Genomic DNA, 24,363 nt, shown 5'->3' on the forward strand with positions numbered 1-24,363 from the left:
GGCGGGTGGGATCAGTCGAGGGGAGCGGCGGTGCTGCAGTCCGGCAGGCCGGAGGTGTCGCCCGCGGCGATGCCCTTCAGGGCGGCGAGGGCGTCGTCGAGGGTCGAGACCGCGAGCACGTCGAGCCCGTCGGGGACGTGGCCGACGACCTCGTTGCAGTTGGTCGCGGGTGCGAGGAAGTACTCCGCGCCGGCGCCCTCCGCCCCGTAGAGCTTCTGGCGGATCCCGCCGATGGCGCCGACCTCGCCGGCCGCGTCGATCGTGCCGGTCCCGGCGACGCTCCGCCCGCCGTTGAGCTCGCCCTCGGTGAGCTTGTCGATGATCCCGAGGGCGAACATCATCCCGGCGCTCGGCCCGCCCACGTCGTCCAGCTGGATGTCGACCTCGAACGGGAAGTCGAAGGCCGCGCCGGGGAGGACGCCGATGACGGCGGCGCCGTTCGAGTCGCGCGGCGTGACCTCCACCTCCTGCCGTGCGCCCTCGCGCTCGATGCTGATCTGCACCGGGGAGCCGGTGCCCAGGGTCTGCAGGGTCGCGCGCAGGGCGGTCGCGTCGGCGACAGGGGTCCCGGCGACCGCGAGGATCTCGTCCCCCGCCTCCAGGACGCCCTCGGCAGGGGAGCCCTCGGGCACCTGCACGACCGAGACGCGCTGCTCGACGGGGTGGCCGAGCTCGGTGAGCGCGGCGGCGATCGCCTCCTGCTGGGAGTCGGTCATCTCGGCCTGATTCGCCTCGTCGCGCTCCTCGACCGTGGAGGAGGGCGGGAAGATCGCGTCGACCGGGACGACCGCCTTGGTCCTGTCGAACCAGGCGCTCGCGACCTCCACCCAGGTGGGCAGGCTCTGCGGGTTGCCGACGACCGACACGGTGAGCATGTCGAGCGTGCCTGCGGTGGGGTAGGTGGTGCGGTCCGGGATCGAGATGAGGGGCACGTCCTCGCTGCTGCCCAGGGTGTCGAAGACCGGGCCGGGCTGCTCGATCACGTAGGGGGCGGGCGCGACGCCCAGACCGACCACGAGGGCGACACCCGAGAGGAGGACGACCGGTCCGACCCACGGGCGGCGCGGGGAGGAGGAGGGGCGCGGGTCGTCGGAGAACAGCGACACGGGGGCCTTTCTGGCAACGGGTGGAGCGGCTCCGCCGGGATGTTCGCGGCGGGCGGAAGCGGGCTGGGCCCGAGCGGTGCTCTGCACGCCGAGGCCCCGGGCGCTCGGGCTAACGTAGCTTGCACGACTGGGAGTCGCGCCGGAACCGGCGCCCCGTGCAGGGCCGCGGAAGCGGTGCGGCGACCGGATTCACGTGAGCGACGGAGGGCTGATCCCGATGGCCGATGGCGACAGTGCGGACCGAGCGGGCGGCGGCTCCGAGGACGAGTTCCGGGAGATGCTGCGGCAGTTCCTCTCGGGGAACGGCCCGGTCGACCCCTCGCAGCTCGCCGGTGCGGCGGGCCTGCCGAACGACCCGGTGGCCCTGCAGAATCTGCTCTCGCAGCTGCAGAGCGCGATGCAGCAGAACGGCGACGGCGGCGTGAACTGGACGCTCTCGCTCGAGCAGGCGAAGCAGCTCGCGCGCGCCGACTCCGCGCCGGTGTCCGACTCCGTGCGGGCGCCGATCGACGCGGCCTTCGGCGTCGCCGCGCTCTGGCTGGACGAGGTCGCGTACGTCTCCGAGCTGAGCCGCACGCCGCGCTCGATCAGCCGCCTCGAGTGGATCTCCCTGACGATGCCGGTCTGGACCCAGCTCGCCGAGCCGGTGGCGCTGAGCATCTCGGACGCGCTGACCCGCGTGCTCCGCGAGCAGGCCCCGGAGGAGATGCAGGCGATGATCGCCGGCGCCGAAGGCATGATGCGCGGGATCGGCGGCACCCTGTTCGCCCTGCAGCTGGGCCAGGTCGTCGGGCAGCTCGCCGCCGAGGTCGTCTCGGGCGGCGACATCGGCATCCCGCTGCTGGAGGAGAACGACGCGGCGATCCTGCCGCAGAACGTCGCCGCGTTCGGCGAGGGCCTCGACATCCCGCTGGACCAGGTGCAGCTGTACTTGGCGGTCCGCGAGCTCGCCCACGCCCGCCTGTTCCGCCACGGCAAGTGGCTCCGCCTCGCCCTCATCTCGCAGATCACCGACTTCGCGCGCGGGATCAGCATCGACACCACCCGCCTCGAGGAGCTGGCCGAGGGCTTCGACCCGTCGAACCCCGAGGAGCTCCGCGACGCGATGACCTCCGGCGCGCTCATCCCGCCGAAGACGGAGGAGCAGCTCGCCGCGCACGGCCGGCTCGAGACCGTCCTCGCCCTCATCGAGGGCTGGGTCGACGTCGTCACCGCGGCGGCGACCACGCGCCTGCCCAGCGCCGGGGCGATCGCCGAGACGGTCCGTCGCCGCCGCGCCTCCGGCGGACCGGCCGAGTCCGCCTTCGCGACCCTCGTCGGCCTGGAGCTGCGCCCGCGCCGCCTCCGCGAGGCCGCCGCGATGTGGCAGGCCGTGACCGACGCCGTCGGGCCCGAGGCCCGCGACTCGCTCTGGTCGCACCCCGACCTGCTCCCCGGCTCGGAGGACCTGGACGACCCGAGCGCGCTCGTCGCCCGGCTCACGGCCGAGGCCCGCGGCGAGACCCCGGAGCCCGACGAGATGGACCGCGCGCTGGAGGACCTGCTGAACGGCACGATGCCGCGCGAGCGCGACGGTGCCTCCGGAGACGCTCCGGACACGGCCGACGACGCCGGCTCGCCGGACGACGACGACCGCGGCTCCTCCCCCACGGGCGACCGCCCCGTCTGATCCCGTCCGGCGCCCGCCTGTGGACAACTCCCGCGGCGCCGGGCCGGTCTCGGCCATGATCGCCGGATGGTGCTCCGGCTCGATCCTCGACTCCCTCTGCTCTGGCGCTCCGCGACCGCGGTGCAGCTCGGCCTGGACCGTCCGCACGCGGTCCTGGACGGCGTCGGCTACCCGGAGGAGCTCCTGCTCGACGCGCTCCGCGTGGGCACCAGCGCCGGCACCGTCCGCCTGATCGCGACGCGCGCCGGAGCGAGCGAGGCGCGGGTCGACGAGGTGCTCGAGGCGCTCCGGCCGGTCCTGCTGCGCAGCATCGAGCCCGGCCCTCCCCCGGCACCGCGGGTCGTCGTCGAGGGGACGGGCGCGGCACCGGACGCACTGCGCACACTCCTCCGGAGCGAGGGCTGCTCGCTGCTCGCCGACGACGGGACGCCGGACCTCGCCGTCCTGATCGCCGACTTCGCCGTCGCCCCCGTCCGCGCCGCGCACTGGCTCGCGGCCGACGTGCCGCACCTGGCGGTCGTGTTCGGCGACGAATCGGTGCGCCTCGGACCCCTGGTGGAGCCGGGGTCCGGACCGTGCCTGCACTGCGCCGAGCGGGACCGCATGGACCTCGATCCGGATCGCGCGCGCCTCGTGATCCAGGTGCTCGGCCGCTCGGCTCCCACTCGCACGCCCCTCGCCGGCGCGGCGATCGCCGTGGCGGCCGCCGACGCCGTGCTGCGGCGGCTCCTCGCGGGTTGGCGCGGGCTCCGCGCGGCCGAGCGGATCTACATCGACGCCTCCGGAGCCTTCACCGTGCGGGAGCGGGAGCCGCACCCCGAGTGCGCGTGCCGAGCTCTTCGAGGAAGCGCGACGGCTCCCTCCGCGTGACGCGGCCGACCGTCGAGCGCGCCCACGACAGGCGCAGGCGCCGGCGGGCCCGGGTGATGCCGACGTAGAGGAGGCGCCGCTCCTCGTCGATCGCCTCGAGGCCGGCGGCGTACGAGATCGGCAGCAGGCCCTCGGCGAGCCCCATCAGGTGCACCGACTCCCACTCGAGGCCCTTCGCCGAGTGCAGCGTGGCGAGGGTGACCGCGCCGCGGTCCGGCTCGTGATGCACCTGCTGGCGCGCGATCAGGTCGTCGGTGAACTGCCGGAAGGTCCATCCGGAAGGAGCCTCGTCGACGAGGCGGGCCAGCGTGTCCAGCGACTCCCACCGGTCGCGCACCGCACCGGGCGCCGACGGCGGCTCGGCGCTCCAGCCGAGCGAGCGGAGGACGTCGCTCACCGACTTGAACAGCGGCTCGCCGCTGATCGACACGGACGCCGCGCGCAGCTGCATCACGGCCTGCTTCACCTCGGGGAGGTCGAAGAAGCGCTTGCCGCCGCGCATGTGCGCGCTCACTCCCCGCTCGTGCAGGGCGTGCTCGATGACCGCCGACTGGCTGTTGGTGCGGAAGAGCACGGCGATGTCGGAGGGGCGCACCCCCGCCTCGATGTCGGCCGCGACCCGCGCCGCGATGCCGCGCGCCTCCGCGATGTCGTCCGGGTAGGCGTCGATCGCGGGCTCCGGCGCCTCGGCCGCGGCGACGGCGTGGAGCGAGAGCGCGCCGGGCCTGCCCCGCATGAGGCGGTTCGCGGTCTGCACGATCGGCACGGCCGAGCGGTAGTTCTCCTCCAGGCGCACGACGGTGGCGGCCGGCCAGCGGGACGGGAAGTCGAGGAGGTAGTCGGCCCGCGCACCCGCGAAGGAGTAGATGGTCTGGCTGGCGTCGCCGACGACGCAGAGGTCGCTCCGGTCGCCGAGCCAGAGCTCCAGGAGCCGCTGCTGCAGCGGCGAGACGTCCTGGTACTCGTCGACGACGAAGAAGCGGTACTGCTCGCGCACCTGCATCGCCATCGCGGGCTCGGACTCGAGCATCCCGGCGGTCACGAGCAGGACGTCCTCGAAGTCGATCTGGCGGCGCTGGTCCTTCAGCCCCTCGTACTCGTCCACGAGCGCGACCGTCTGCTCCAGGGTGAGCCGTCCGGGCAGGGGGCGCGTGCGGGCGGCGACGGCGTACTGCTCGAGGGAGAGGGCGGACACCTTCCGCCACTCGATCTCGGCCGAGAGGTCGCGGAGCGTCGCCGTGTCGAGCTTCAGGCGGAGCCGCTCGGCCGCGTGCCCGAGCAGGCGGGCCTTGCCGTCGAGAAGCTGGGGCATCGTGCCCCCCACCAGCTGCGGCCAGAAGTAGCCGAGCTGCGAGAGGGCGGCGGCGTGGAAGGTGCGGGCCTGGACGCCGCCGGCGCCGAGCACCCGCAGGCGCGAGCGCAGCTCGGCCGCGGCGCGGCTGGTGAAGGTCAGGGCCATGACGCGGCCCGGCGTGTAGACGCCGGTCGCCACTCCGTGAGCGATGCGGTGCGTGATCGTCCGGGTCTTGCCGGTGCCCGCGCCCGCGAGGACGCAGACCGGTCCCAGCAGCGCCTCCGCCGCCTCGCGCTGCCCCTCGTCGAGTCCGTCGAGCAGGGTCACGCGATCGGGCCGTTCTCCAGCTCGCCTCCGTACCAGTCCTCGATCATCGCTCGGGCGATGGACGAGCGGCCGGGCAGCAGCACGGACTCGAGGGACTCGTGCAGCTGCTGCCGGGTGAACCAGCGCAGCTCGACGATCTCCTCGCCGTCCGGGAGCAGGTCCTCCGGGGACTGGTCCTCGGCGAGGCGGGCGGTGAAGCCGACCATGAGAGAGGCGGGGAACGGCCAGGGCTGCGAGCCCAGGTACTGCGGGTCGACGACGCGCATGCCCGACTCCTCGCCGATCTCGCGGATCACGGCGGCCTCGAGCGACTCGCCCGGCTCGACGAAGCCGGCGAGGAGGGAGAAGCGGCCGGTGCCCCACATCGCGTTCGAGCCGAGGAGGAGGCGGTCGTCCGCGTCGAGGACGCAGACGATGATCGCCGGATCCGTGCGCGGGAAGACCTGGCTGCCGTCGGTGGGCGAGCGGCGGACCCAGCCGCCCTGCTCGACGACGGTCGGGTCGCCGTTGCGGGGCGAGTAGCCGTGCGAGGCGTGCCAGTTCGCGATGGCGAGAGCCTCGGTGAACAGGCCCGCGTCGCGGTCGCTCAGGCGCTCGGCGATCGGGCGCAGGCCGCTCCACCGCTCCTCGTCGGGCTCGAGTTCGGCGGCGGCCGCGTCGGTGAGGACGGTCGCGATGACGGGGGTTCCGACCGGCTCGCCGGGGGCCTCGGCGAGCGTGCGGCCGAGGTAGATCCGGAGGGTGCCGGCGGTCACGTCCTCGGGGCGGCGCAGGAGGAGGCGGTCGGCCTCGACCAGGGTCCGGTCGTGGTGCAGGACGAGCACGCGGGTGGCGGGATCGGCGAGCAGCTCGTCGAAGAGCGCGGGCCGCGAGCGTCCGACGCCGTCGCGGTCGGCCGCCTGTCGCGAGAGCGGGAGGCGATCGGCGAAGGGCAGTGACATCCGGGGCTCATTTCGTGACGGGGGCCGCGAGGACCGCTGTCGCGGGCCTTCGACGGCATCGGCGGGACAGCGCGTGGCGGCGGGCCGGCCGGGCACGAGCCGCCTACCCTGGAAACCATGGCCAGATCCCATCTCACTCTAGCCGCGCTGGCCACCTCGGCCGTCGAGGGCCTCGACGTCCGCTCCGCGCGCCCCTTCACGTCCTCGACGCACGGCGACTTCGACTCCGCCCTGCTGACGACGCGCGAGGGCGCCCGCCTCGTCGTGCGCGTTCCCACGTCCGCGCTCGCGGAGCAGGAGCAGCTCGGCGACCTCGTCGCGCTCCGGGCGCTGACCGCCGGCATCCGCAGCCGACTGCCGTTCGATCTGCAGGAGAGCGTGGGGCAGACGCCGTTCGACGGCACCCGCGCGGTCGTCTACGAGTACCTCGAGGGCGACCGCGTCCTCATCGACGACGTGGCCGCGCAGAGCGGGCTCGCCGACTCGATCGGCCGGGCCGTCGGAGCGATCCACTCGCTCCCGGTGTCGTTCGTCCAGGAGGCGGGCCTGCCGATCGCGACCGCGCGCGACAGCGTGAACGAGACGGTCGCCGTGATCGAGCGCGCGGCCGACACCGGCCACGTCCCGGCGGCGCTCGTCGCGCGCTGGGAGTCGGCCTCCTCCGACGAGGCGCTCTGGCAGTTCGACCCGACCGTGGTGAACGGCTCGATGACGGCCGACTCCTTCCTCCGCTCGGGCGACGTGGTCGCGGCCGTGCTCGGCTGGGCGGCGCTGCGGGTCGGCGACCCGGCGCGCGACCTGCACTGGCTGCTGAGCGCCCCGGGCTCCGAGACGGCGCTCTCGGCCTACTCCCGGATGCGCGCGGGAGCGGTGGACCGCACGATCCGCCAGCGCGCCCAGCTCTACGCCGAGCTCGAGCTCGCCCGCTGGCTGCTGCACGGCACCGAGACCGACGACTCCGCCATCGTGGACGACGCGGTCGCGATGCTGGACACGCTGGTCGACAGCGTGCTCGGCGACCTCTCCGCGCCCCTCTCGACCGACACCGGCCCGGTGCTGGAGGTCTCGGAGGTCGAGGAGCTGCTCAACCGCACGCCGGGAGCCCGCACGGGCTCCTCCGCTCACGGCCGCGGGCTCGCTCCCGTCGCCGAGGAGAGCGACTCCGCGAGCTCGCGCTCGGAGTAGAACCGCTCGGGCCGCAGCACGAGGTCGTCGGCGACGAAGTAGAACACGGCGTCGACGCTCTCGAGCGGCACTCCCCGCCAGCGCGAGTAGGCGAGCCGGTACAGCGCGAGTTGGAACTGCTTGAGCTCGAGGTCGGCGGCGTCCTTCGGCGCCCGCCCGGTCTTCCAGTCGACGATCTGCACGCCGTCCTCCGTCGGGTACACCGCGTCGAGCTTGCAGACGACGACATGGCCGGCGAGCTGGAGGTGGATCTCGATCTCGACCGCCTCCGGGCGCCGGTCGGCCCACTCCGAGCGCTCGAAGGTCGCGATCAGGGCGTCGAGCCGCTCCTGCTCGACACTCGCGGGACCGGCGTCGTCGAGCTCGTCGGGGAAGGTGTCGACCGCCTCGGCCCCGCCCTGGACGCCGAAGCGGTTCTCGACCCAGGAGTGGAAGGTCGTGCCGAGCCGGGTCTGCCGGTAGGGGCGCTCCGGCATCGGCCGGCGCAGCTGCGCCGCGACCTCGTCCGGCGTGCTGACGATGTCCTTGAACCGGGAGGCGGGGATGCGGGTGGGCAGCGGCGTGCGCTCGCCCCCGGCCAGCCGCACCGCCCGCTCGGCGAGCAGCAGGCGGATGTCGTCGCCGCGCGCTCCGAGCAGGGCGGGCTCGGCGCTGCGGACCCGGGCGGCGGCGGCGCGGACCCGGTCGCCGCGGGAGCCGAGCGGATCGTGCGGCCAGCGGAACGTGCGCGGGGCCCGCTCGAGCGGGTTCTCCTCGTTCGCGGGCTCGGTCGGCAGCGGCGGGATCGTTCCGGCCTCCTCGAGGTCGCGGAGGAAGACGCCCGGTCCGCGCGGCTTCGCCTGGCCGGCCCACCACGAGCCGCTGAGCAGGAGGTGGTGACGCGCCCGCGTGACGGCCACGTAGGCGAGACGCCGCTCCTCCGCCTCGTTGCGCTCGCGGAGAGTGTCGCCGAACGCTCCGATCGCGTCGACGACCTCCTTCTGCGTGCTGCAGCCGCGCCAGGCGAGATCGGGGAGCTCGGCGGCGTCGCCGCGGAACGCGTAGGGCATCGCGCCCAGCCTGACCCAGCCGCGGAAGCCCTCGACCGGCGTGCCGGGGAGCTCGCCGTCGACCATCCTCGGGACGGCGACGAGGTCCCACTCCAGGCCCTTGGAGCCGTGGATCGTCAGCAGCTGCACCGTCCCCGGCTCCGGGTCCTCCGGTCGCGGGGCCAGGCCGTCGCGCTTGTCCGCGAGGACGAGCCAGCGGAGGAATCCGCGGAGGGAGGACCCGGTGCCGGCGCCGCGGTCGTCCGTCTGCAGGTACCCGGCCACCGCCTCGCGGAACGCCTCGAGGTTGGCGCGGCCGTCCCCGCGCGACTCGTTCGCCTCGACCTCGATGTCCAGGCCCAGCTCCTGCTCGACCAGGGTGACGAAGTCGAGGAGGTCGAGCCCGGCCCGGGCGCGCAGCCGGGCGAACAGGGTGCCCGCCTCATGCAGGCGCCGCAGGCCCTCGGCGCTGAACCCGCCGAGCGCGGAGTGGTCGATCCGCCCGTCGTCGCCGGGGCGGCGCGCCGCGATGAAGTCGAGGGCCTCGACGATCGAGCCGCCCTCGCCCTCGGTGACGGAGGCGCGCATCCGCTCGCGCACCGCCTCCGGGAGCAGCCGGTGCGCGTGGTCGCGCGCCGCGAGCCACGAGGCGAGGTCGCGCAGCGCCTTGAGGTCGCGGACCCCCAGACGCCAGCGGGCGCCGGCCAGGAGGCGGACGAGCTCGCTGCCGGCGGCCGGGTCCTCGACCACGGTGAGCGCGGCGACGAGGTCGGCGATCTCGGGCTGCCGCAGCAGGCCTCCGATGCCGAGGATGTGGTACCGGACGCCGTGCTTCGCGAGCGCGGCGGCGAAGCGGTCCATGTGCGCGCGCACCCGGAAGAGCACCGCGGCCGACGGCGGCTCGGCGCTCTGGCGCAGGCGCCCGGCGAACCAGGCGGCGACGTCGTCCGCCTCCTCCTCGATCGTCTCGGGGAAGGTGAGCTCGACCGGGTGCTCGGAGGCCTGCGGACCCGCGCTCAGCGTGTCGACCGCGACCGCGCTCCCCGCCGACAGCGGCTCCACGATCGCGTTCGCGGCGGTCAGCACGCGGCGGCCGTTGCGCCAGCTCGTGCTGAGGGAGAAGCGTCCCGCTCCCCCGAAATCGGTGCCGAAGCGGCCGAGCCCCTCGGCGCTCGCACCGCGCCAGCCGTAGATCGACTGGTGCGGGTCTCCCACGGCCATCACTCCCTGCCCGGCGAAGAGCCGCGAGAGGAGGCGGGTCTGCAGCACGGAGGTGTCCTGGTACTCGTCGAGGAGCACCACCCGGTACCTCGCGCGGTGCTCGTCCACGATCCGCGGCACCCGGTCGACGATCCTCAGCGCGAGGGCGACCTGGTCCGAGAACTCGACGAAGCCGCGCTCGGCCTTCGCCTCCTGGAACCGCTCGGCGAGCGCCGTCAGCACCGGCAGCGCGCCCACGGCCTGCAGCGCCTTCTCGAGCTCGCGGTAGAGCCCCGAGCCGCTGCCTCCGCGCGGCAGCTCGCCCAGGCGGAGGAAGTCCTCGGCGAACGCCGCGACCGCGGCCGGATCGGCGAGGTTGTCGGCGAGGTCGTGCGCGAGCGAGACGACGAGGTCGGTCAGCCGGTCGATCCCGGCCTCCACCTCGAGGATGCGCGGATCGGCCGTGTCGGCCACGACTCCCCGCGCGAGATGCCAGGCGGAGGCCTCGGAGAGCACGGTCGCGTCCCCCTCGCGGCCGATCAGGGCGGCGTTGTCGCGGAAGATCGTGTTCGCGAAGGCGTTGTAGGTCGAGACGGTGGCGGCCTCGAACGGGTCGGGCGTCGTCTGCCCTGGCGCGAGCGGGAGCAGGCCCGCCGCGCCGAGCTGGTCGATCCTCCGTCCGATGCGCTCGCCGAGCTCGGCCGCCGCCTTGCGGGTGAAGGTGAGGCCGAGCACCTCCGACGGCGCCGCGTGGCCGTTCGCGAGGAGCCAGAGGACGCGGTTGGCCATCGTCTCGGTCTTGCCGCTGCCGGCACCGGCGACCACGAGGGCCGGCTCGAGCGGCGCCTCGATGACGGCGCGCTGCTCGGCGGTGGGCGGGCGCAGGTCGAGTCGCTCGGCGATGGTCAGGGCGTCGATCACGGCAGCTCCTCCTCGGAGACGGCGGCGGGGCCGGCGGGTGCGGAAGGATCGGCCGGCGCACCGGGATCCGGGTCCTCGGAGTCCTCGAGGTCGTCCGCGTCGTCGATCTCGTCGATCGCCAGGAGGCCGTCGCCCGGGACCTCGGGCACCGCGTGGATGCGGTACCGCAGAGCGTCGCCGGGCGAGAACGGGGTCGCGTCGAGCAGGCCCGAGAAGCCCGCCGCCGCCATGCCCAGCGCCGCGGCGCGGACGCGCTCGCGCAACCGCTCCAGCTCCTCCTCGCCGAAGCGCTCCTGGACCACCTCGCGGTACGGCTTCCCGCGCACGCCCGTCGCCACGAAGAGCAGCTTGGCGCCTCCCCCGTCGGCCGGGTCGGCCGCCTCGATCGCCCCTTCGGCGACGGCGAGCTGGTAGCTGCCCAGCTGCGCGTGCTCGGCGATGTCGTCCTTCCGGGGCGTGCTGCGGCCCGTCTTGAGATCGACGATCGTGACGGAGCCGTCGGCGGCGCGCTCGACGCGGTCGATGGATCCGCGAACGCGGGCGGGCGGGACGTCGAGCTCGAACTGCTGCTCGCGGCCGAGCACCACGCCTCCCCCGCGCTCGAAGTCGGCGAGGTAGCCCGCGAGGCCGTCGATCAGCCGCCGCGTGACGCGCTTCTGCCGCTCGCCCAGCCATTGCGACTCGAAGACCAGCTCGGGCCATCGCGACTCGAGGGCCGCCCACAGCTCCTGCGGATCGGGCCGCTCGGCGTTCTCGAGGACCCAGTGCACGAGGGTGCCGACCCCCATCGCCGTGCTCGTCGTGGAGCCGGAGACGGCGTCGACGAACCAGTCCAGCGGGGACCGCTCGAAGGCCTCGAGGCGGCTCGGCGAGACGGAGACGGGCCGCTCGGGGTCGCCGACGTCGAAGAGCGGCTCCGTGGTCGAGGGCTCGAGCACCCCGGACCAGGAGGAGGGGTCGGCGCCGGGGACCTCTGCGAGCGCCAGGGCGCTGAGCCCTCGGATCGCGGCGGGAGCCTCGGTCGAGTCCGGCGTGGTGGCGGTCCGGCGCAGCGCCGCCACCGCCCCGCGCAGAGTGAGCGGCACCGCGGAGGCCGGATCGAGCCGCGGCGCGTCCGGCGGGGTGAGCCGGAAGAAGAGGGAGGGCGTCTCGTCCTCGCCCGCGACGGCGCTGAGCACCAGCTGCCGCCGGGCGCGCGAGGCGGCCAGGGCGAACATCCGGAGCTCGTCGTCGAGAGTGGCCTTGCGGGCGTCGAGCGGCAGGCCGCCCTCGCCGCGGGCGTGCCGCAGCAGGCCGTCCGGATCGAGCAGCGAGCCGCGCTGGCGGAGGTTGGGCCAGACGCCGTCCTGCAGCCGGGCGACCACCACGACGTCGAACTCGAGCCCGACGACGGAGGAGGGCGTGCCGATGAGGACCGCGTCCTCGACGGAGCGCGGCGCGAGCGTGTCCTCGGGGACCTCCGCCTCGAGGATCTCGGTGACGAAGCCGACCGCGGAGTGCCCGGTCGCCCGCTCCACGAACCGGCGCGCGGCGCTGAAGAGGGCGACCACGCCGTCGAGGTTGCGGTTCGCCTCGGCGGCGGTCAGGCCGGTGCCGAGGGCGAGCTCGCGCCAGGAGGATGCGACACGGCTGGACTCCCACGCCGACCACAGGAGCTCCTCGATCGAGCCCCCCTCCCCGTGCAGGCGGCGGACCCGGTCGATCGTCACGGCCAGCCGCTCGGCCTGCCGGGCGGGAGCGGAGTCGATGGTGGCGAAGCGGCCGGGCGCGGCGAGGGCCTCGACCAGCAGCGGGTCGCTCGCGCGGATGCCGCCGCCGGCGAGCTCCTCCGCCCGGAGCGCGAGGCGGAGCCGGCGCAGTCCCAGCCGGTCGACCCCGCCGAACGGGCCGAGCAGCAGCTCCGCCGCGAGCTCCGCGTCGAGGGGCCGCTCGCCGATCGCGACGCCGACCAGCACGAGCAGCGCCCGGGCCGCGTGGTCGTCGCGCAGCGCCCGACCGGCGAGCACGGAGCGGGTCGGCACCTCCGCCACGGCGAGCGCCTTCACCAGCGGCTGGACCGCGGCTCCGGAGCGCACGACGACCGCCATCCGCCGCCACGGAACACCGTCGCGCAGCCGCCGCTCGCGCAGCAGCCGCGCCACCGTCGCCGCCTCGCGCGCCGCCGTCGGCGCGTGCAGCACCAGCACAGGCTCCGGACCCGCCTCGGGGGCCGGAGCCGCGACCGCCGCCCGCTGCCGGCCGGCCGCCGCGGTGCCGATGCGCTCGGTGGCGGCCGACACGACCGCCCGCAGCGCGGCCGAGTGGCGGTGCACCCGCGCGAGCACCAGCGTCTCGACGTCGGACGCGCCGATGCTCGCGGCGAACCGGCCGAGCGTGTCGGAGGCCGCGCCGCGGTAGGCGCTGGTCGCCACGTCGGGGTCGCCCAGCGCGATCACGGTCGCCCCGCGCTCCGTCAGCGCCCGCAGCAGCACGAGCGTCGACTCGCTCGCCTCCTGGAGGTCGTCGACGACGACGAGACGCAGCGCGTCGATCCGCTCGCCGCCCTCGCCCGCGCGGATCGCCTCGGCCGCGTAGGCAGCGAACTCCGCCGCGTCCAGACGGGTGCCCGCCTGGGGCGCCATCCACTCCACCACCTCGCGCAGCTCGTCGAGCACGTCGGCCGCCGCGCTCCACTCGCCGCGCTCGGCGTCGACCCCGAGGGCGCGGATCGCGTCCGAGTCGAGCCCGTGCTCGGTCGCCCGCATCCCGAACTCGCGCAGCTCGGTGCGGAACGTGCGGAGCCTCAGCACCTCGGGGCTGAACTCCTCCGGCCACCGCGGCCCGGTCCCCTCCTCCAGGTGGCCCTCGACGAGCTCGGAGAGGAGGGCGTCCTGCTCGCCGCCGGTCAGGAGGGTCGGCCGCTCGAGGCCGCGCTCCTTGGCGGAGGAGGTGACCGCCTCGAACGCGAGCGAGGTCGCGGTCCGGGCGAGCGGGCCCCGGGTCGGCACACCCAGGCGCAGGGCGAGCACGTCGCGCAGGGCGGTGGCGGCGGTGCGGCTGGCCGCGAGCACCACGACCGACTCGGGCGGGTACCCCCGCGCGAGGACGCGCTCGGCGACCAGCTCGACGACCGTCGTGGTCTTGCCCGTCCCCGGCGCCCCGAGCACGGCGGCGCTGCGGCCCTCGGGCAGCGCGAGCACCGCGCGCTGGGAGTCGTCCAGCACGACCGCGGGCTCGCCCGGGAGCGCCTCGCCGACTGGGGCTGCGGTGGAGGGAGCGGGGGTCGCGGGAGCGGTCACACGACCACGGTAGCCACCGGGTCCGACACTCCCGCCCGTCCCCGCCGGGAGCTCCGGCCGCCCGCTCCGCTCACCGCGAAACCGGCGCGGTCGTCCGAGCGCGGTCCCGTATCCTGACAGCCTCGTCCCCTCCCGAAAGGCACTGCTGGTGGAAATCCGTATTGGAATGGTCAACACCCCGCGCGAGCTCAACTTCGAGTCGTCGATGTCCGTGACCGAGGTCGAGAAGACGGTGACCACCGCTCTCGAGGCCGGCACCGCCGTCCTCCGCCTCCGCGACGAGAAGGGCAAGATCTACATCGTCCCGACCGCCACCGTCGCCTTCGTCGAGGTCGGCTCCGAGGAGTCGCGCCGCGTCGGCTTCGTCGCCTAGAGCATCCCGGGCGGACACGTCGTGGAGCTCCTCTTCATCACCCTGTTCGGGGTCCTGATCGGTCTCGCCGCACGCTACGGGCTGCCGCACCGGCACCTGCACGGCTCCGTGCTGGTGCCGGCGGTCGGCGGCCTGGTGGCCGCGGTCGTCTGGGTCGCGCTGACCTGGGCGGGCCTGCCGTGGGACGGCGGACTGATCTGGGTCCTGTCCCTCGTCGCGACCGCCGTGGTCGTCGTCCCGGTCGGCCTCTCGATCGGGCGCACTCGCGCCCGCCGCGACGAGGCCTCCCTGCAGGCGATGCTCTCGGGACGCGTCGCCCCCTGATCCGAGCCGGAGGCGCGGGAGTCCTCGGACTTCCGCGCCTCCGTCGTTCCCGGAGTCCGGCGCAGCGACGCGCCGGGGACGGTCAGGCCGTGAGCCCCAGGGCGTCCATCCGCCGCGTGTGCGAGGCGATGAGCTCGGTGAACACCGGCTCGATCCGCGACTCGTCGGAGTCGTGGTTGCCCGACCCCATCAGCGCGGAGCGCGCCACGAGGAGGGTGTCGCCCACCAGGCGGCGGCCCCAGACGGCCAGGCGCGAGCCCAGGCGCTGGTCCGCGGCGATCTCGCGGCGGAGGATCGTGATCACGCCGTCGACGCCCGTGTCCGCGCCGAGGGTCTGCGCGATGCGCGGCCCCACGTCGGTGGGCAGCCCGCCGGTGAGGCGGATGAAGAAGTCGTCGAGCAGGCCCGCCGTGATGTACGCCGAGAGCAGCGTCTCGTGGAGATCCGCGCCGCGGGTGAGCCGCTCGAAGGTGTCGATCGCGGGGCGGAACGGCGCCATGGCCTCGCCGGGCTCCGCATCGCGGCGGCGCAGCTCGGCGACGACGGCGTGGTGCTTCGCGAGCGCCGTGCCGGCCGCGGAGGAGATGGCCTCCTTGTCCGCGAGGTCGTCGGTCTCGGCGACGGCGCGCGCCAGCACCTCGAACACCGCGAGCTGGAGATAGGCGACCTGGCCGAGGTAGGGCAGCACCTCGGGGGTCAGGTCGGCGAGGTCGACGCGGTCGCGCTTCTGGCTCGACTCCCCGCGCGGCGTCAGGCGGGGCACGTCGAGCAGGGGACGTCGACGTCGGAACCAGGCAGCCATTTCTTCAGCATAGGGCGCCGGAGGAGCGGGGTTCCGGGGCCGACGGGGCCGGGAGCAGTAGACTCGCCGGGACGTCACCGGCGCTGGATCGGTGACCCTGCGCCCGGAGTCGTACAGGGGCGTGGACCGTTCGACACGACAGGCGCTTCACTCCGTGACTTTCTCCGACCTCACCATCGACGACGACATCGTCGCCGCACTCGCCGCCAAGGGCATCCTCGAGCCGTTCCCCATCCAGGAGCAGACGATCCCCCTGGCCCTGCAGAAGCAGGACATCATCGGCCAGGCCAAGACCGGCACCGGCAAGACCTTCGGCTTCGGCCTCCCCCTCATCCAGGCCCTCGGCGCCGACCCGGAGCCGGGCGTCAAGGCGCTCATCGTCGTCCCGACCCGCGAGCTCGCCGTGCAGGTCACCGAGGACATCGAGCTGGCCGCCTCCAACCGGCCGACCAAGATCGTCTCCATCTACGGCGGCAAGGCCTACGAGGGCCAGATCGAGCAGCTGAAGGCCGGCGCCCAGATCGTCGTCGGCACGCCCGGACGCCTCCTCGACCTCGCCGGGCAGCGCCTGCTCTCGCTCGCCAACGTGCAGGTGATGGTCCTCGACGAGGCCGACAAGATGCTCGACCTGGGCTTCCTCTCGGACATCGAGAAGCTGTTCGCGCAGACGCCGCCCACCCGCCACACCATGCTCTTCTCGGCGACGATGCCGGGCGCGATCGTCGCGCTCGCGCGCCGCTTCATGAACAAGCCCATCCACATCCGCGCGACCGACCCCGACGAGGGCATCACGCAGGCGAACATCAAGCACATCGTCTACCGGGCGCACTCGCTCGACAAGGACGAGGTCATCGCGCGCATCCTGCAGTCCGAGGGCCGCGGCAAGACCGTCATCTTCACCCGCACGAAGCGCGCCGCCGCCCGCATCGTCGAGGAGCTCAACGACCGCGGCTTCAACGCGGCCGCCGTGCACGGCGACCTCAACCAGGAGCAGCGCGAGCGCGCGATGGCGGCGTTCAAGGCCGGCAAGAAGGACATCCTGATCGCCACCGACGTCGCCGCGCGCGGCATCGACGTGAACGACGTCACCCACGTGATCAACCACACGATCCCGGACGACGACCAGACCTACCTGCACCGCGTGGGCCGCACCGGGCGCGCGGGCAAGACCGGCATCGCGGTGACCTTCGTCGACTGGGAGGACCTGCACAAGTGGGCCCTCATCAACCGGGCGCTGGAGTTCGGCCAGCCCGACCCGGTCGAGACCTACTCGTCCTCGCCGCACCTCTACACCGACCTCGACATCCCCGCGGGAACCAAGGGACGGCTGAAGCCGACCCCGATCCCCGCCGAGGCGAAGGCCGACGCCCGACCGGACCGGGGCGAGCGCTCCGACCGGGGCGAGCGCTCCGAGCGGGGCGACCGGCCGCCGCGCCGCCGCACCCGCTCCGATGCCGCCGACTCGACCGCTCCGCAGCAGACCGGCCCCGCTCCCTCGAGCGAGAGCAAGGAGCACCACGACGGCAACAGCGAGCCGCGCCGCCGCACCCGGTCGCGCCGCCGCTCCCCGCGCCCCGACGCCCAGGCCTGAGCCACCGCGCCACCGAGCCCGTCCCTCGCGATCCGTCGCGGAGGGCGGGCTCTCGGCGTCTCAGCGGCTGTCCGCGACTCGACGGCGTCCGCGCCTCGACGGCGTCCGCGACTCAGCGGTCGCCGCGGCTCAGAGGGCGGAGGAGCGGATCGCGTCGACGGTCGCGCGCGCGGTCGTGTTCTCGCCCAGGCGGTTCGGCTTGCCCGTGCCGTGGTAGTCGCTCGAGCCCGTGGTGACGAGCGAGTACTGCTCGGCGAGCTCTCGCAGCCGGCGCTTGCCGTCGGCCGTGTTCTCGCGATGCTCGACCTCGAGGCCGAAGAGGCCGGCGTCGACGAGCTGCGGGAGGATCGACTCGACCGCGATCCCGCGGGCGCTCGCGGCCGGGTGCGCGATGACCGGGACCCCGCCCGCCGCGCGGACCAGGCGCACGGCGTCGACCGGATCGGGCGCGTAGTGCGGGCGGTAGTAGCCGCCGCGCCAGTCGAGGATCCCCGCGAAGGCCGCGGAGCGGTCGGTGGCCAGGCCGCGGGCGACGAGAGCGTCGGCGATGTGCGGACGCCCGATGGTCGTGCCCGGGCTGGTCTGGGCGAGGACGTCGTCCCAGGTGAGGTCGTAGTCGGCCGCGATCGCGGTGACGATCGCCTCCGCGCGGTGCGTGCGGGCCGAGCGGATGCGCGCGGTCTCGGCCAGGAGCCCCGGATCCGCCGGATCGACGAGGTACGCGAGGACGTGGACGCTGGCCCAGCCGACGCGGGAGGAGAGCTCCATCCCGGGCAGCAGGTCGATCCCCGCCTCCTCGGCCGCGGCGAGCGCCTCGGCCCAGCCGCCGGTCGTGTCGTGGTCGGTGAGGGCCACTCCGGTGAGCCCGGCCGCGGCCGCGGCCCGCACCAGGACGGCCGGAGCCTCGGTGCCGTCGGAGACGACGGAGTGGGTGTGAAGGTCGTAACGGCCCCCGTCGACATGCATGGGCTCATCGTAGACGCGCCGCCTGCGAGCCCTCCGATGCCCTAGTAGCCTGGGCCGCGATGGGGACGAGACTGGTGAAGACCGCGGTGGCGGTGATCGTGGCGATCGCTCTGCTGGTGGTCGCGGCGCCCGGCTTCTTCGGGATCGCCCGAGACGCCCCCTTCGCCCAGCTGGTGCCGTTCCGGCTCGCGACGGGCGCGGCGGCCGTCGGGCTCGCCGCGGTCCTGACCGTGATCGCGGTCCTCGTCGCTCCGGTCAGGCGCCTCGCGCTGGCTCTCGCGGCGCTCGGCGTCGTCTTCGCGCTCGTGCTCGCGGGAGTGCAGGGAGCGCGGGGCTACGATTCCGCCGCTCCGCGCGCCCACCGCCTCGCCGACGTGCGCCTCGCTGCCTGGAACGTGCTGCACGACGGCGTGCCCGTCGACACGATCGCCTCGCTCGCCCGGGAGAGCGCGGTCGACGGCATCGCCCTCCTCGAGGTCTCGCAGACGCACGCGCAGGACGTCGTGAACGCGCTCAGCGCTCAGGGGATGTCGATGACCCTCCACTACGCCGGATCGGGTGCCGACGACGGGGCGGCCCTGCTGCTCTCCCCCTCGCTCGGCGGGTACACCGTCGACACGGCCGCGGTCGTCACCGGATCGACGCCGTCCCTCGTCGCGCGCCCCGACACTCCCGAGCGCCCCGTCCTCGCCGCGGTGCACACCATGGCTCCGATCCCGTCGCGCCTCGCGGAGTGGCGGAGCGATCTGCTCTCGGTCTCCGCGCTCTGCTCCGCGGAGGAGGACGTCGTGGTCCTCGGCGACCTCAACTCCACCGTCGACCACTGGACCGGGCTGCCGGGCTCGGCCGCGCTGGGCGGCTGCCGCGACGCGGGGACCGTCGCGGGCGGCGGCGCCCTGGGCACCTGGCCGTCCTCGGTCCCGCCCGCGCTCGGCGCCCCGATCGACCACGTCCTCTTCTCGGGACGCTGGGAGGTCTCGGGCTACCAGGTCGTCGACGACCGCGACGACGCCGGAAGCGACCACCGGCCGCTGGTCGTCCAGCTCTCGGTCCGCGGGATGGTGAAGGACGCGTCCTGACGCTCCTCCCCGGACGCCGACTCCCCGTGCTCCTCCCCCGCCCGGCCTGCGGCGGCCCCCGTGGCCGTGCGGAGGAGGACAATGGGAGCCATGACGAACACGGAGGAGCGGACCGCCGCTCAGACGCCCGACCCCGCCGCCGCCCCGCGCCCCCGCGCCACCGCGAACCGCTCCACGACCCCCGCCTCCGACCGCTTCCGCGATTTCATCGCGTCCGGCTGGGCCGAGAGGGAGGAGCCGCTGCCCGCTCCGCGTGAGCAGGCGTCCTTCGCCGCCTCCCGCCGCGAGCGCCTCTCCGCGCTGCACACCGGCGTCCGCATCATCGTCCCGGCGGGCCGCCTCAAGCAGCGCGCGAACGACACCGACTACCCCTTCCGTGCGCATTCGGCCTTCACCTGGCTCACCGGCTGGGGCTCCGACTCCGAGCCCGGCGCGGTCCTCGTCCTCGAGCCCGCCGAGTCCGGCCACAGCGCGACGCTCTACTTCCGCGAGCGCGCGGGCCGCGACTCCGACGAGTTCTACGCCAACCCCGAGATCGGCGAGTTCTGGATCGGGCCGCGTCCGTCGCTCGCGCAGGTCGCGAGCGATCTCGGCCTCGCCACCCGCGGGATCGCCGAGCTCGACGCGGTCCTCGACGCGCACGACGGCGTCCCCGTCGCCGTGCTGCGCGAGGCCGACCCGGCGGTGACCGGCCGTCTCGACGCGGTCGAGGCCGACGAGCGGGCGGACCGCGACGCGGCGCTCGAGCGCGACATCGCCGAGCTCCGCCTGGTCAAGGACGCCTACGAGATCGCCGAGCTGCGCGCCGCCGTCGACGCGACGGGCCGCGGCTTCGAGGACGTCCTCTCCGACCTGCCGCGCATCGTCGCCCACGAGAAGGGCGAGCGCCTGATCGAGGGCGTCTTCAACGGACGCGCGCGCGCCGACGGCAACGCGGTCGGCTACGACACCATCGCCGCGGCGGGCCCCCACGCCTGCATCCTGCACTGGACGCGCAACGACGGGCCGGTGCGCCCCGGCCAGCTGGTGCTGCTGGACGCCGGCGTCGAGCAGGACAGCTACTACACCGCCGACATCACGCGCACCTTCCCGGTCGACGGCCGGTACACGGACGCCCAGCGCCGGGTGCACGAGACGGTGCGGGAGGCGGCCGACGCCGCGTTCGCGATCGTCCGACCCGGCATCCGCTTCCGCGAGGTGCACGCCGCGGCGATGGCCGTCATCGCGCGCCGCACCGCCGAGTGGGGCCTGCTGCCGGTCAGCGCCGAGGAGGCGCTCGAGGCCGACAACCAGCAGCACCGCCGCTACATGGTCCACGGCACCAGCCACCACCTCGGGCTCGACGTGCACGACTGCGCCCGGGCGCGGCGCGAGATGTACCTCGACGGACTGGTCGAGGAGGGCATGGTCTTCACGATCGAACCCGGCCTCTACTTCCAGCCCGACGACCTGACGGTCCCGGAGGAGCTGCGCGGCATCGGCGTCCGGATCGAGGACGACGTGCTCGTCACCGCAGACGGCGCCGAGAACCTCTCGGCCGGCATCCCGCGCTCGGCCGACGACATCGAGGCGTGGATGGCCCGACTGGCCCGCTGAGCCCGGTCGCCCGCGGGGAGCCCCGGCCGCTCAGGCGGCGAGGGGCAGCGCGAACTCCCCGCGGGCGGCGGCCAGCGCCAGCCCGTCGAGCAGCGTCGCCAGCTGACCGGCGGGAGCGTCCGGGTCCTCGGGGTGCCACTGCACGCCCACGAGGGGGGCCGCGACGTGCTCGACGGCCTCGATCACGCCGTCCTCGGCCCGCGCGACGACCCGCAGCCCGGGGGCGAGCAGGTCGACCGCCTGGTGGTGCGCACTCTGCACCGCGAGCGCCTCGGACCCGAAGAGCCCGCCGAGCACGGAGCCCGCCGCGAGCCCGACCTCGTGCCGGTGCATGCGCTGGTGAGCGGGGGCCGACGCGTTGACGTGCTCCGCCTCCGGACCCAGGTCCTGCACCAGCGTGCCGCCCAGCGCGACGTTGACGATCTGCAGGCCGCGGCAGATGCCCAGCAGCGGGGTCCGACGGGCCAGCGCCCGGTGCACCAGCGCGATCTGGGCCGCGTCGGCGCGCTCCGCGTGGGGGCCCTCGGCCGGATAGCCGCGGTCGGCTCCGTACTGCTCGGGAGCGATGTCCTCGCCGCCCGCGAGGACCAGGGCGTCCGCCCCCGCCGTCCGAGCGAGCAGCTCCTCCGTGCCCAGCTCCTCGGCGGCGAAGCGCTCCGCCCGCCAGCCGCGCTCGTGGGCGAGGGCGAGGATGCGGCCGTTCAGGATCTGCACGTAGGCGTGGTACTCCTCGCGGCCCGGTCGCACGCGGGCGACCTCGACGATGGCGAGCGAGCGGGTCATGACTCCATCCTGGGGACGCCGCCGCCGCCGGTCGAACCGCCGTGTCACGCGGTGTCACACTCCGGCCGTACGATCACGGAGTGACCTCGCCGAGCCCGTCCGTCCCGGAGCGCGTGCAGCAGGCGCGCTCCGAGGTCTCCGTCCTCGCCGGGACCACTCCCGAGCGCCGGGTCCGACCGCTGCGCGAGGCCGTCGAGCACGTCGCCGCCGGCGGCTCCCCCGATCCCGGCGCCCTCCTCGACGCGGTCGACTCGCTGGTCGGGCTCCTGACCCGCGCCGAGGTGCAGCTGAGCCGCGTCGAGCGCTCCGTGCGGGACGACCTGGAGCGGGCCGCCACCCTCTCCGACCTGCGCACCTCGGCTCAGCTCGCCTCCGCCGCCGACGTGGCCGTCGCGTGCGCCGCGGCACGGTCGCTCCTCCTGGACGCCGACGACGCCCGGTCGGCCGGCGCCCGCCACGATCCGGCCGCGCTCCTGGTCCTGCTGCTCGACGCCGACTCCGCGCTGGACGCCGTCGTGTCCGGGTACCGCGAGCCGCGCGCCCAGGCCGAGCGCCAGCTCCTCCTGTTCGAGGCGGCGCGCACCGCGGCCCGGCTCGGCGCCGAGTCGGTGCTGCTCCTGGCCGCCGTGCACGGCGAGCGCATCACCGCTGCACCCCGGATCCTCGCGGAGGAGACCCTCGGGCAGCTGGACACCGCGGTGCGCCGCGCGGCAGCCGATCCGGCCGGCGCTCTGGACGAGGCCCGCGCCGCCGCCGACCGCGCCCGCTCCGCGCTCGACGAGGCGCTGGTCGACCTCGACGGCGCACCCCCGTCGCTCCGCCCCGCGGCCGTCCCCGGAGGCCTGCCCGCGGCCTGAGCGCGCAGGCACCCGGCACCGGCGCGCGTGCCATAGTGAGGGTCATGGCCTCCTTCCTCGTCGTCCCCCAGTGGCAGGGCTCGGCGTCGACGCGCGCGATGCGCCTCGTCGACGGAGCCGAGGCGATCCGGGGCGATCTGCCCTCCTCCGCCACCACGACCCTCGACATCCCCGCCGAGGCGGGTGACGCCCAGGACACCGGCATCCGCCGCTACGCCTCGGTCGCCACCGTCGCCGAGCGGGTGCGCGAGGCCCTCTCGGGCCGCACCGACCCCGTGATCACGATCGGCGGCGACTGCGGCGTCGAGTTCGCGGCGATCGGGCACGCGGTGCGCTCGGCGCCGGGCCCGGTCGCGCTGGTCTGGCTCGACGCCCACCCGGACGCGCACACTCCCGAGTCCTCCCCCAGCGGCGCCTTCTGCGGCATGGTCCTCTCGGCCGCGCTGGGCCGCGGCGTCGGCCTCCTGAGCGCGGGCGCCGAGGAGCGCGTGGCCGACGAGCGCGTCGTCCTCGCCGGCGTCCGCTCCGCCGACGACGGCGAGCTCGAGCCGCTGGTCGAGCGGGGAGCCGCGGTGCTGACCGCGGACGCCCTCGACCCGGACTCGCTCGTCGCGGCGGTCGAGGCGACCGGTGCCGCCTCCGTCTACGTGCACCTCGATCTGGACGTGCTCGACCCCGCCGATCTCGCCGGGCTGTTCGACCCGGTGCCCTTCGGCGTGCCCGCCTCCCGCCTCGTCGCGAGCCTCGACGCCCTCCGGTCCCGTTTCCCGCTCGCGGGCGCCGGCGTCACCTCGTTCGCCCCGTCGTCGCCGACCGCGGCCGAGGACGACCTGCCCACGATCCTCCGCCTCCTCGGTGCTCTGTCCCGCGGGGCCTGAGAGAGCCCTGCCATCGGCGCGCAAGCCCGAGCGCGTGTCGGCGGCACCCGGCAAGATGGTCGGACGCGACCGAGCGGAGGAACGATGAGCGACGAGAGACCGCGCGTGCGCACCGAGCGGCGCGGGCCCGTGCTCGCGATCGTGCTGGACCGGCCCGAGAAGCGCAACGCCGCCGATCTGCGGCTCCTCTCCGAGCTGGCCTCCGCGTACGGCGAGCTCGACCGGGACCCGGAGCTGCGCGCCGGCGTCGTCCTCGCCGAGGGCGAGCACTTCACGGCCGGGCTCGACCTCGCCGACATCGGGCCCCGCCTGGGCTCCGACGGCCTCGACTTCGTGCCCGAGGGCGGCCTCGACCCCTGGGGCCTGCGCACCCGGCCCGTGAGCAAGCCGGTCGTCATCGGCCTCCAGGGCACCTGCCTCACGCTCGGCATCGAGCTCGCGCTCGCGAGCGACGTCGTGCTCGCCGAGCGGTCCACCCGCTTCGGCCAGATCGAGGTCGCCCGCGGCATCCTGCCCTTCGGCGGAGCGACGCTGCGGTTCCCCCGCGCCGTCGGCTGGGGCGACGCGATGCGCTGGATCCTCACCGGCGACCTCTTCGACGCCGAGGAGGCCCACCGCATCGGCCTCGTGCAGCAGGTCGTCCCCGACGGGTCGGTCGCCGAGGCGGCCTGGGCGCTGGCCGCTCGGATCGCCGCGCAGGCGCCGCTCGCCGTGCAGGCCGCCCTGGCCAGTGCCCGGCTCGCCGTCGCCGCGTCCGACGCCGAGGCCGCGGCCGCGCTCCCCGGGGCGCTCGCGCGTCTCGCGGCGTCCGAGGACGCGCGCATCGGCACCGAGGCCTTCCTCCAGCGGACCACGGCGGAGTTCACCGGCCGATGAGCGACGAGAGCACCACCGTCACGGCGCCCGGCAGCTCCTCCCTCGAGGCGCAGCAGGAGCGGGCCGCGCAGCAGCTCGAGATCCGGCTCCGCTACGGCGACCAGGTGTGGGAGCTGCGCGAGGTCGACCACTTCGCCGTGTTCTCCCGCCGCAGCACCGCACGGCGCGCCGGACGCGTCCTCGTCGCCTCCGGCTTCCAGATCGCGATCTCGCGGCTCCGGCTGAGGCAGGTCCTGGTCGCGAGCCACCACGCCGCGGTCGACGAGCAGTCGACCACCGCGTTCCTCCGCCAGGTCATCGACGCGGTCGAGAGCCACGGCGGCCGCTACGACGGCTGGCGGGCCGAGATCGTGCCGGCGCATTGACCGCCGCGCACCCACCGACGACGGGGCTCGACGCCTCCGAGAACCCCAGGGAGA

The 24,363-nt window shown here is 74.9% G+C and carries 20 protein-coding genes; 12 read left to right on the forward strand and 8 right to left on the reverse strand.

Annotated features, from left to right (window positions below; all coding sequences use genetic code 11):
• Positions 1 to 11: 11 nt before the first annotated feature.
• Positions 12 to 1,106, reverse strand: a complete 1,095-nt coding sequence (locus tag C5D44_RS02660; protein ID WP_104280747.1) for a PDZ domain-containing protein — start codon at positions 1,104 to 1,106, stop codon at positions 12 to 14.
• Positions 1,107 to 1,323: 217 nt separating this feature from the next.
• Between C5D44_RS02660 and C5D44_RS02665 the strand changes: the two genes are divergently transcribed.
• On the forward strand, positions 1,324 to 2,775 hold the full coding sequence (locus C5D44_RS02665; protein ID WP_104280833.1) for a zinc-dependent metalloprotease: 1,452 nt from the start codon (positions 1,324 to 1,326) through the stop codon (positions 2,773 to 2,775).
• A gap of 66 nt (positions 2,776 to 2,841) precedes the next feature.
• Positions 2,842 to 3,645: a hypothetical protein gene (locus C5D44_RS02670; RefSeq protein ID WP_104280748.1), complete on the forward strand. Its 804-nt coding sequence runs from the start codon at positions 2,842 to 2,844 to the stop codon at positions 3,643 to 3,645.
• On the opposite strand, the gene C5D44_RS02675 is transcribed toward C5D44_RS02670, so the two are convergent.
• Positions 3,566 to 5,266, reverse strand: a complete 1,701-nt coding sequence (locus C5D44_RS02675) for an ATP-dependent helicase (protein WP_104280749.1) — start codon at positions 5,264 to 5,266, stop codon at positions 3,566 to 3,568. The genes C5D44_RS02670 and C5D44_RS02675 overlap by 80 nt on opposite strands.
• Positions 5,263 to 6,207, reverse strand: a complete 945-nt coding sequence (nudC, locus tag C5D44_RS02680; protein WP_104280750.1) for an NAD(+) diphosphatase — start codon at positions 6,205 to 6,207, stop codon at positions 5,263 to 5,265. Before nudC ends, C5D44_RS02675 begins: the two co-directional genes overlap by 4 nt.
• Positions 6,208 to 6,324: 117 nt before the next feature.
• Here nudC and C5D44_RS02685 point away from each other — a divergent pair, with 117 nt between their 5' ends.
• The gene (locus tag C5D44_RS02685) at positions 6,325 to 7,392 is read left to right on the forward strand and encodes a phosphotransferase (protein WP_104224838.1); all 1,068 of its coding nucleotides are present in this window, start codon (positions 6,325 to 6,327) and stop codon (positions 7,390 to 7,392) included.
• Here the strand turns inward: C5D44_RS02685 and C5D44_RS02690 are convergent.
• Positions 7,329 to 10,541, reverse strand: a complete 3,213-nt coding sequence (locus C5D44_RS02690; protein WP_104280751.1) for an ATP-dependent DNA helicase — start codon at positions 10,539 to 10,541, stop codon at positions 7,329 to 7,331. The two genes, C5D44_RS02685 and C5D44_RS02690, sit on opposite strands and share 64 nt — an antisense overlap.
• Positions 10,538 to 13,819 (reverse strand): ATP-dependent DNA helicase, encoded by a 3,282-nt coding sequence (locus tag C5D44_RS02695; protein WP_104280752.1) that lies wholly within the window; start codon positions 13,817 to 13,819, stop codon positions 10,538 to 10,540. The genes C5D44_RS02690 and C5D44_RS02695 overlap by 4 nt, the downstream gene beginning before the upstream one ends.
• A 148-nt stretch (positions 13,820 to 13,967) precedes the next feature.
• Between C5D44_RS02695 and C5D44_RS02700 the strand changes: the two genes are divergently transcribed.
• Together C5D44_RS02700 and C5D44_RS02705 are read left to right on the forward strand one after the other, a co-directional pair.
• On the forward strand, positions 13,968 to 14,192 hold the full coding sequence (locus C5D44_RS02700) for a DUF3107 domain-containing protein (protein WP_104277651.1): 225 nt from the start codon (positions 13,968 to 13,970) through the stop codon (positions 14,190 to 14,192).
• 21 nt (positions 14,193 to 14,213) lie between these two features.
• Positions 14,214 to 14,516, forward strand: coding sequence for a hypothetical protein (locus C5D44_RS02705; RefSeq protein ID WP_104280753.1), 303 nt, complete (start codon positions 14,214 to 14,216; stop codon positions 14,514 to 14,516).
• 82 nt (positions 14,517 to 14,598) lie between these two features.
• Here C5D44_RS02705 and C5D44_RS02710 read toward each other — a convergent pair whose 3' ends face one another.
• Positions 14,599 to 15,318 (reverse strand): ferritin-like fold-containing protein, encoded by a 720-nt coding sequence (locus C5D44_RS02710; protein ID WP_104280754.1) that lies wholly within the window; start codon positions 15,316 to 15,318, stop codon positions 14,599 to 14,601.
• Positions 15,319 to 15,472: 154 nt separating this feature from the next.
• Between C5D44_RS02710 and C5D44_RS02715 the strand changes: the two genes are divergently transcribed.
• Complete coding sequence (locus tag C5D44_RS02715; RefSeq protein ID WP_104277654.1) at positions 15,473 to 16,909, forward strand: DEAD/DEAH box helicase; 1,437 nt, start codon at positions 15,473 to 15,475, stop codon at positions 16,907 to 16,909.
• A gap of 129 nt (positions 16,910 to 17,038) precedes the next feature.
• Here C5D44_RS02715 and C5D44_RS02720 read toward each other — a convergent pair whose 3' ends face one another.
• Entirely contained in the window at positions 17,039 to 17,875 is an 837-nt protein-coding gene (locus C5D44_RS02720; protein WP_104280755.1) for a PHP domain-containing protein, read from the reverse strand.
• Positions 17,876 to 17,934: 59 nt separating this feature from the next.
• Between C5D44_RS02720 and C5D44_RS02725 the strand changes: the two genes are divergently transcribed.
• Positions 17,935 to 18,954: an endonuclease/exonuclease/phosphatase family protein gene (locus tag C5D44_RS02725; protein WP_146087960.1), complete on the forward strand. Its 1,020-nt coding sequence runs from the start codon at positions 17,935 to 17,937 to the stop codon at positions 18,952 to 18,954.
• Positions 18,955 to 19,044: 90 nt separating this feature from the next.
• Complete coding sequence (locus C5D44_RS02730; protein WP_258067856.1) at positions 19,045 to 20,550, forward strand: aminopeptidase P family protein; 1,506 nt, start codon at positions 19,045 to 19,047, stop codon at positions 20,548 to 20,550.
• Positions 20,551 to 20,580: 30 nt separating this feature from the next.
• Here the strand turns inward: C5D44_RS02730 and C5D44_RS02735 are convergent, their stop codons facing one another.
• Positions 20,581 to 21,333, reverse strand: a complete 753-nt coding sequence (locus tag C5D44_RS02735) for a gamma-glutamyl-gamma-aminobutyrate hydrolase family protein (protein WP_104280758.1) — start codon at positions 21,331 to 21,333, stop codon at positions 20,581 to 20,583.
• An 80-nt stretch (positions 21,334 to 21,413) separates the two neighbouring features.
• Here C5D44_RS02735 and C5D44_RS02740 point away from each other — a divergent pair, with 80 nt between their 5' ends.
• From C5D44_RS02740 to C5D44_RS02755, 4 genes are all read left to right on the forward strand, one after another.
• Entirely contained in the window at positions 21,414 to 22,190 is a 777-nt protein-coding gene (locus C5D44_RS02740) for a hypothetical protein (protein WP_104280759.1), read from the forward strand.
• 44 nt (positions 22,191 to 22,234) lie between these two features.
• Positions 22,235 to 23,068, forward strand: coding sequence for an arginase family protein (locus tag C5D44_RS02745; protein WP_104280760.1), 834 nt, complete (start codon positions 22,235 to 22,237; stop codon positions 23,066 to 23,068).
• A gap of 84 nt (positions 23,069 to 23,152) precedes the next feature.
• Positions 23,153 to 23,944, forward strand: coding sequence for a crotonase/enoyl-CoA hydratase family protein (locus C5D44_RS02750; RefSeq protein WP_104280761.1), 792 nt, complete (start codon positions 23,153 to 23,155; stop codon positions 23,942 to 23,944).
• Entirely contained in the window at positions 23,941 to 24,309 is a 369-nt protein-coding gene (locus C5D44_RS02755) for a ribonuclease E inhibitor RraB (RefSeq protein WP_104277876.1), read from the forward strand. The genes C5D44_RS02750 and C5D44_RS02755 overlap by 4 nt, the downstream gene beginning before the upstream one ends.
• Positions 24,310 to 24,363: the final 54 nt, after the last annotated feature.

The sequence above is a fragment of the Rathayibacter sp. AY1B5 genome, from assembly GCF_002932795.1.
Lineage (GTDB): Bacteria > Actinomycetota > Actinomycetes > Actinomycetales > Microbacteriaceae > Rathayibacter.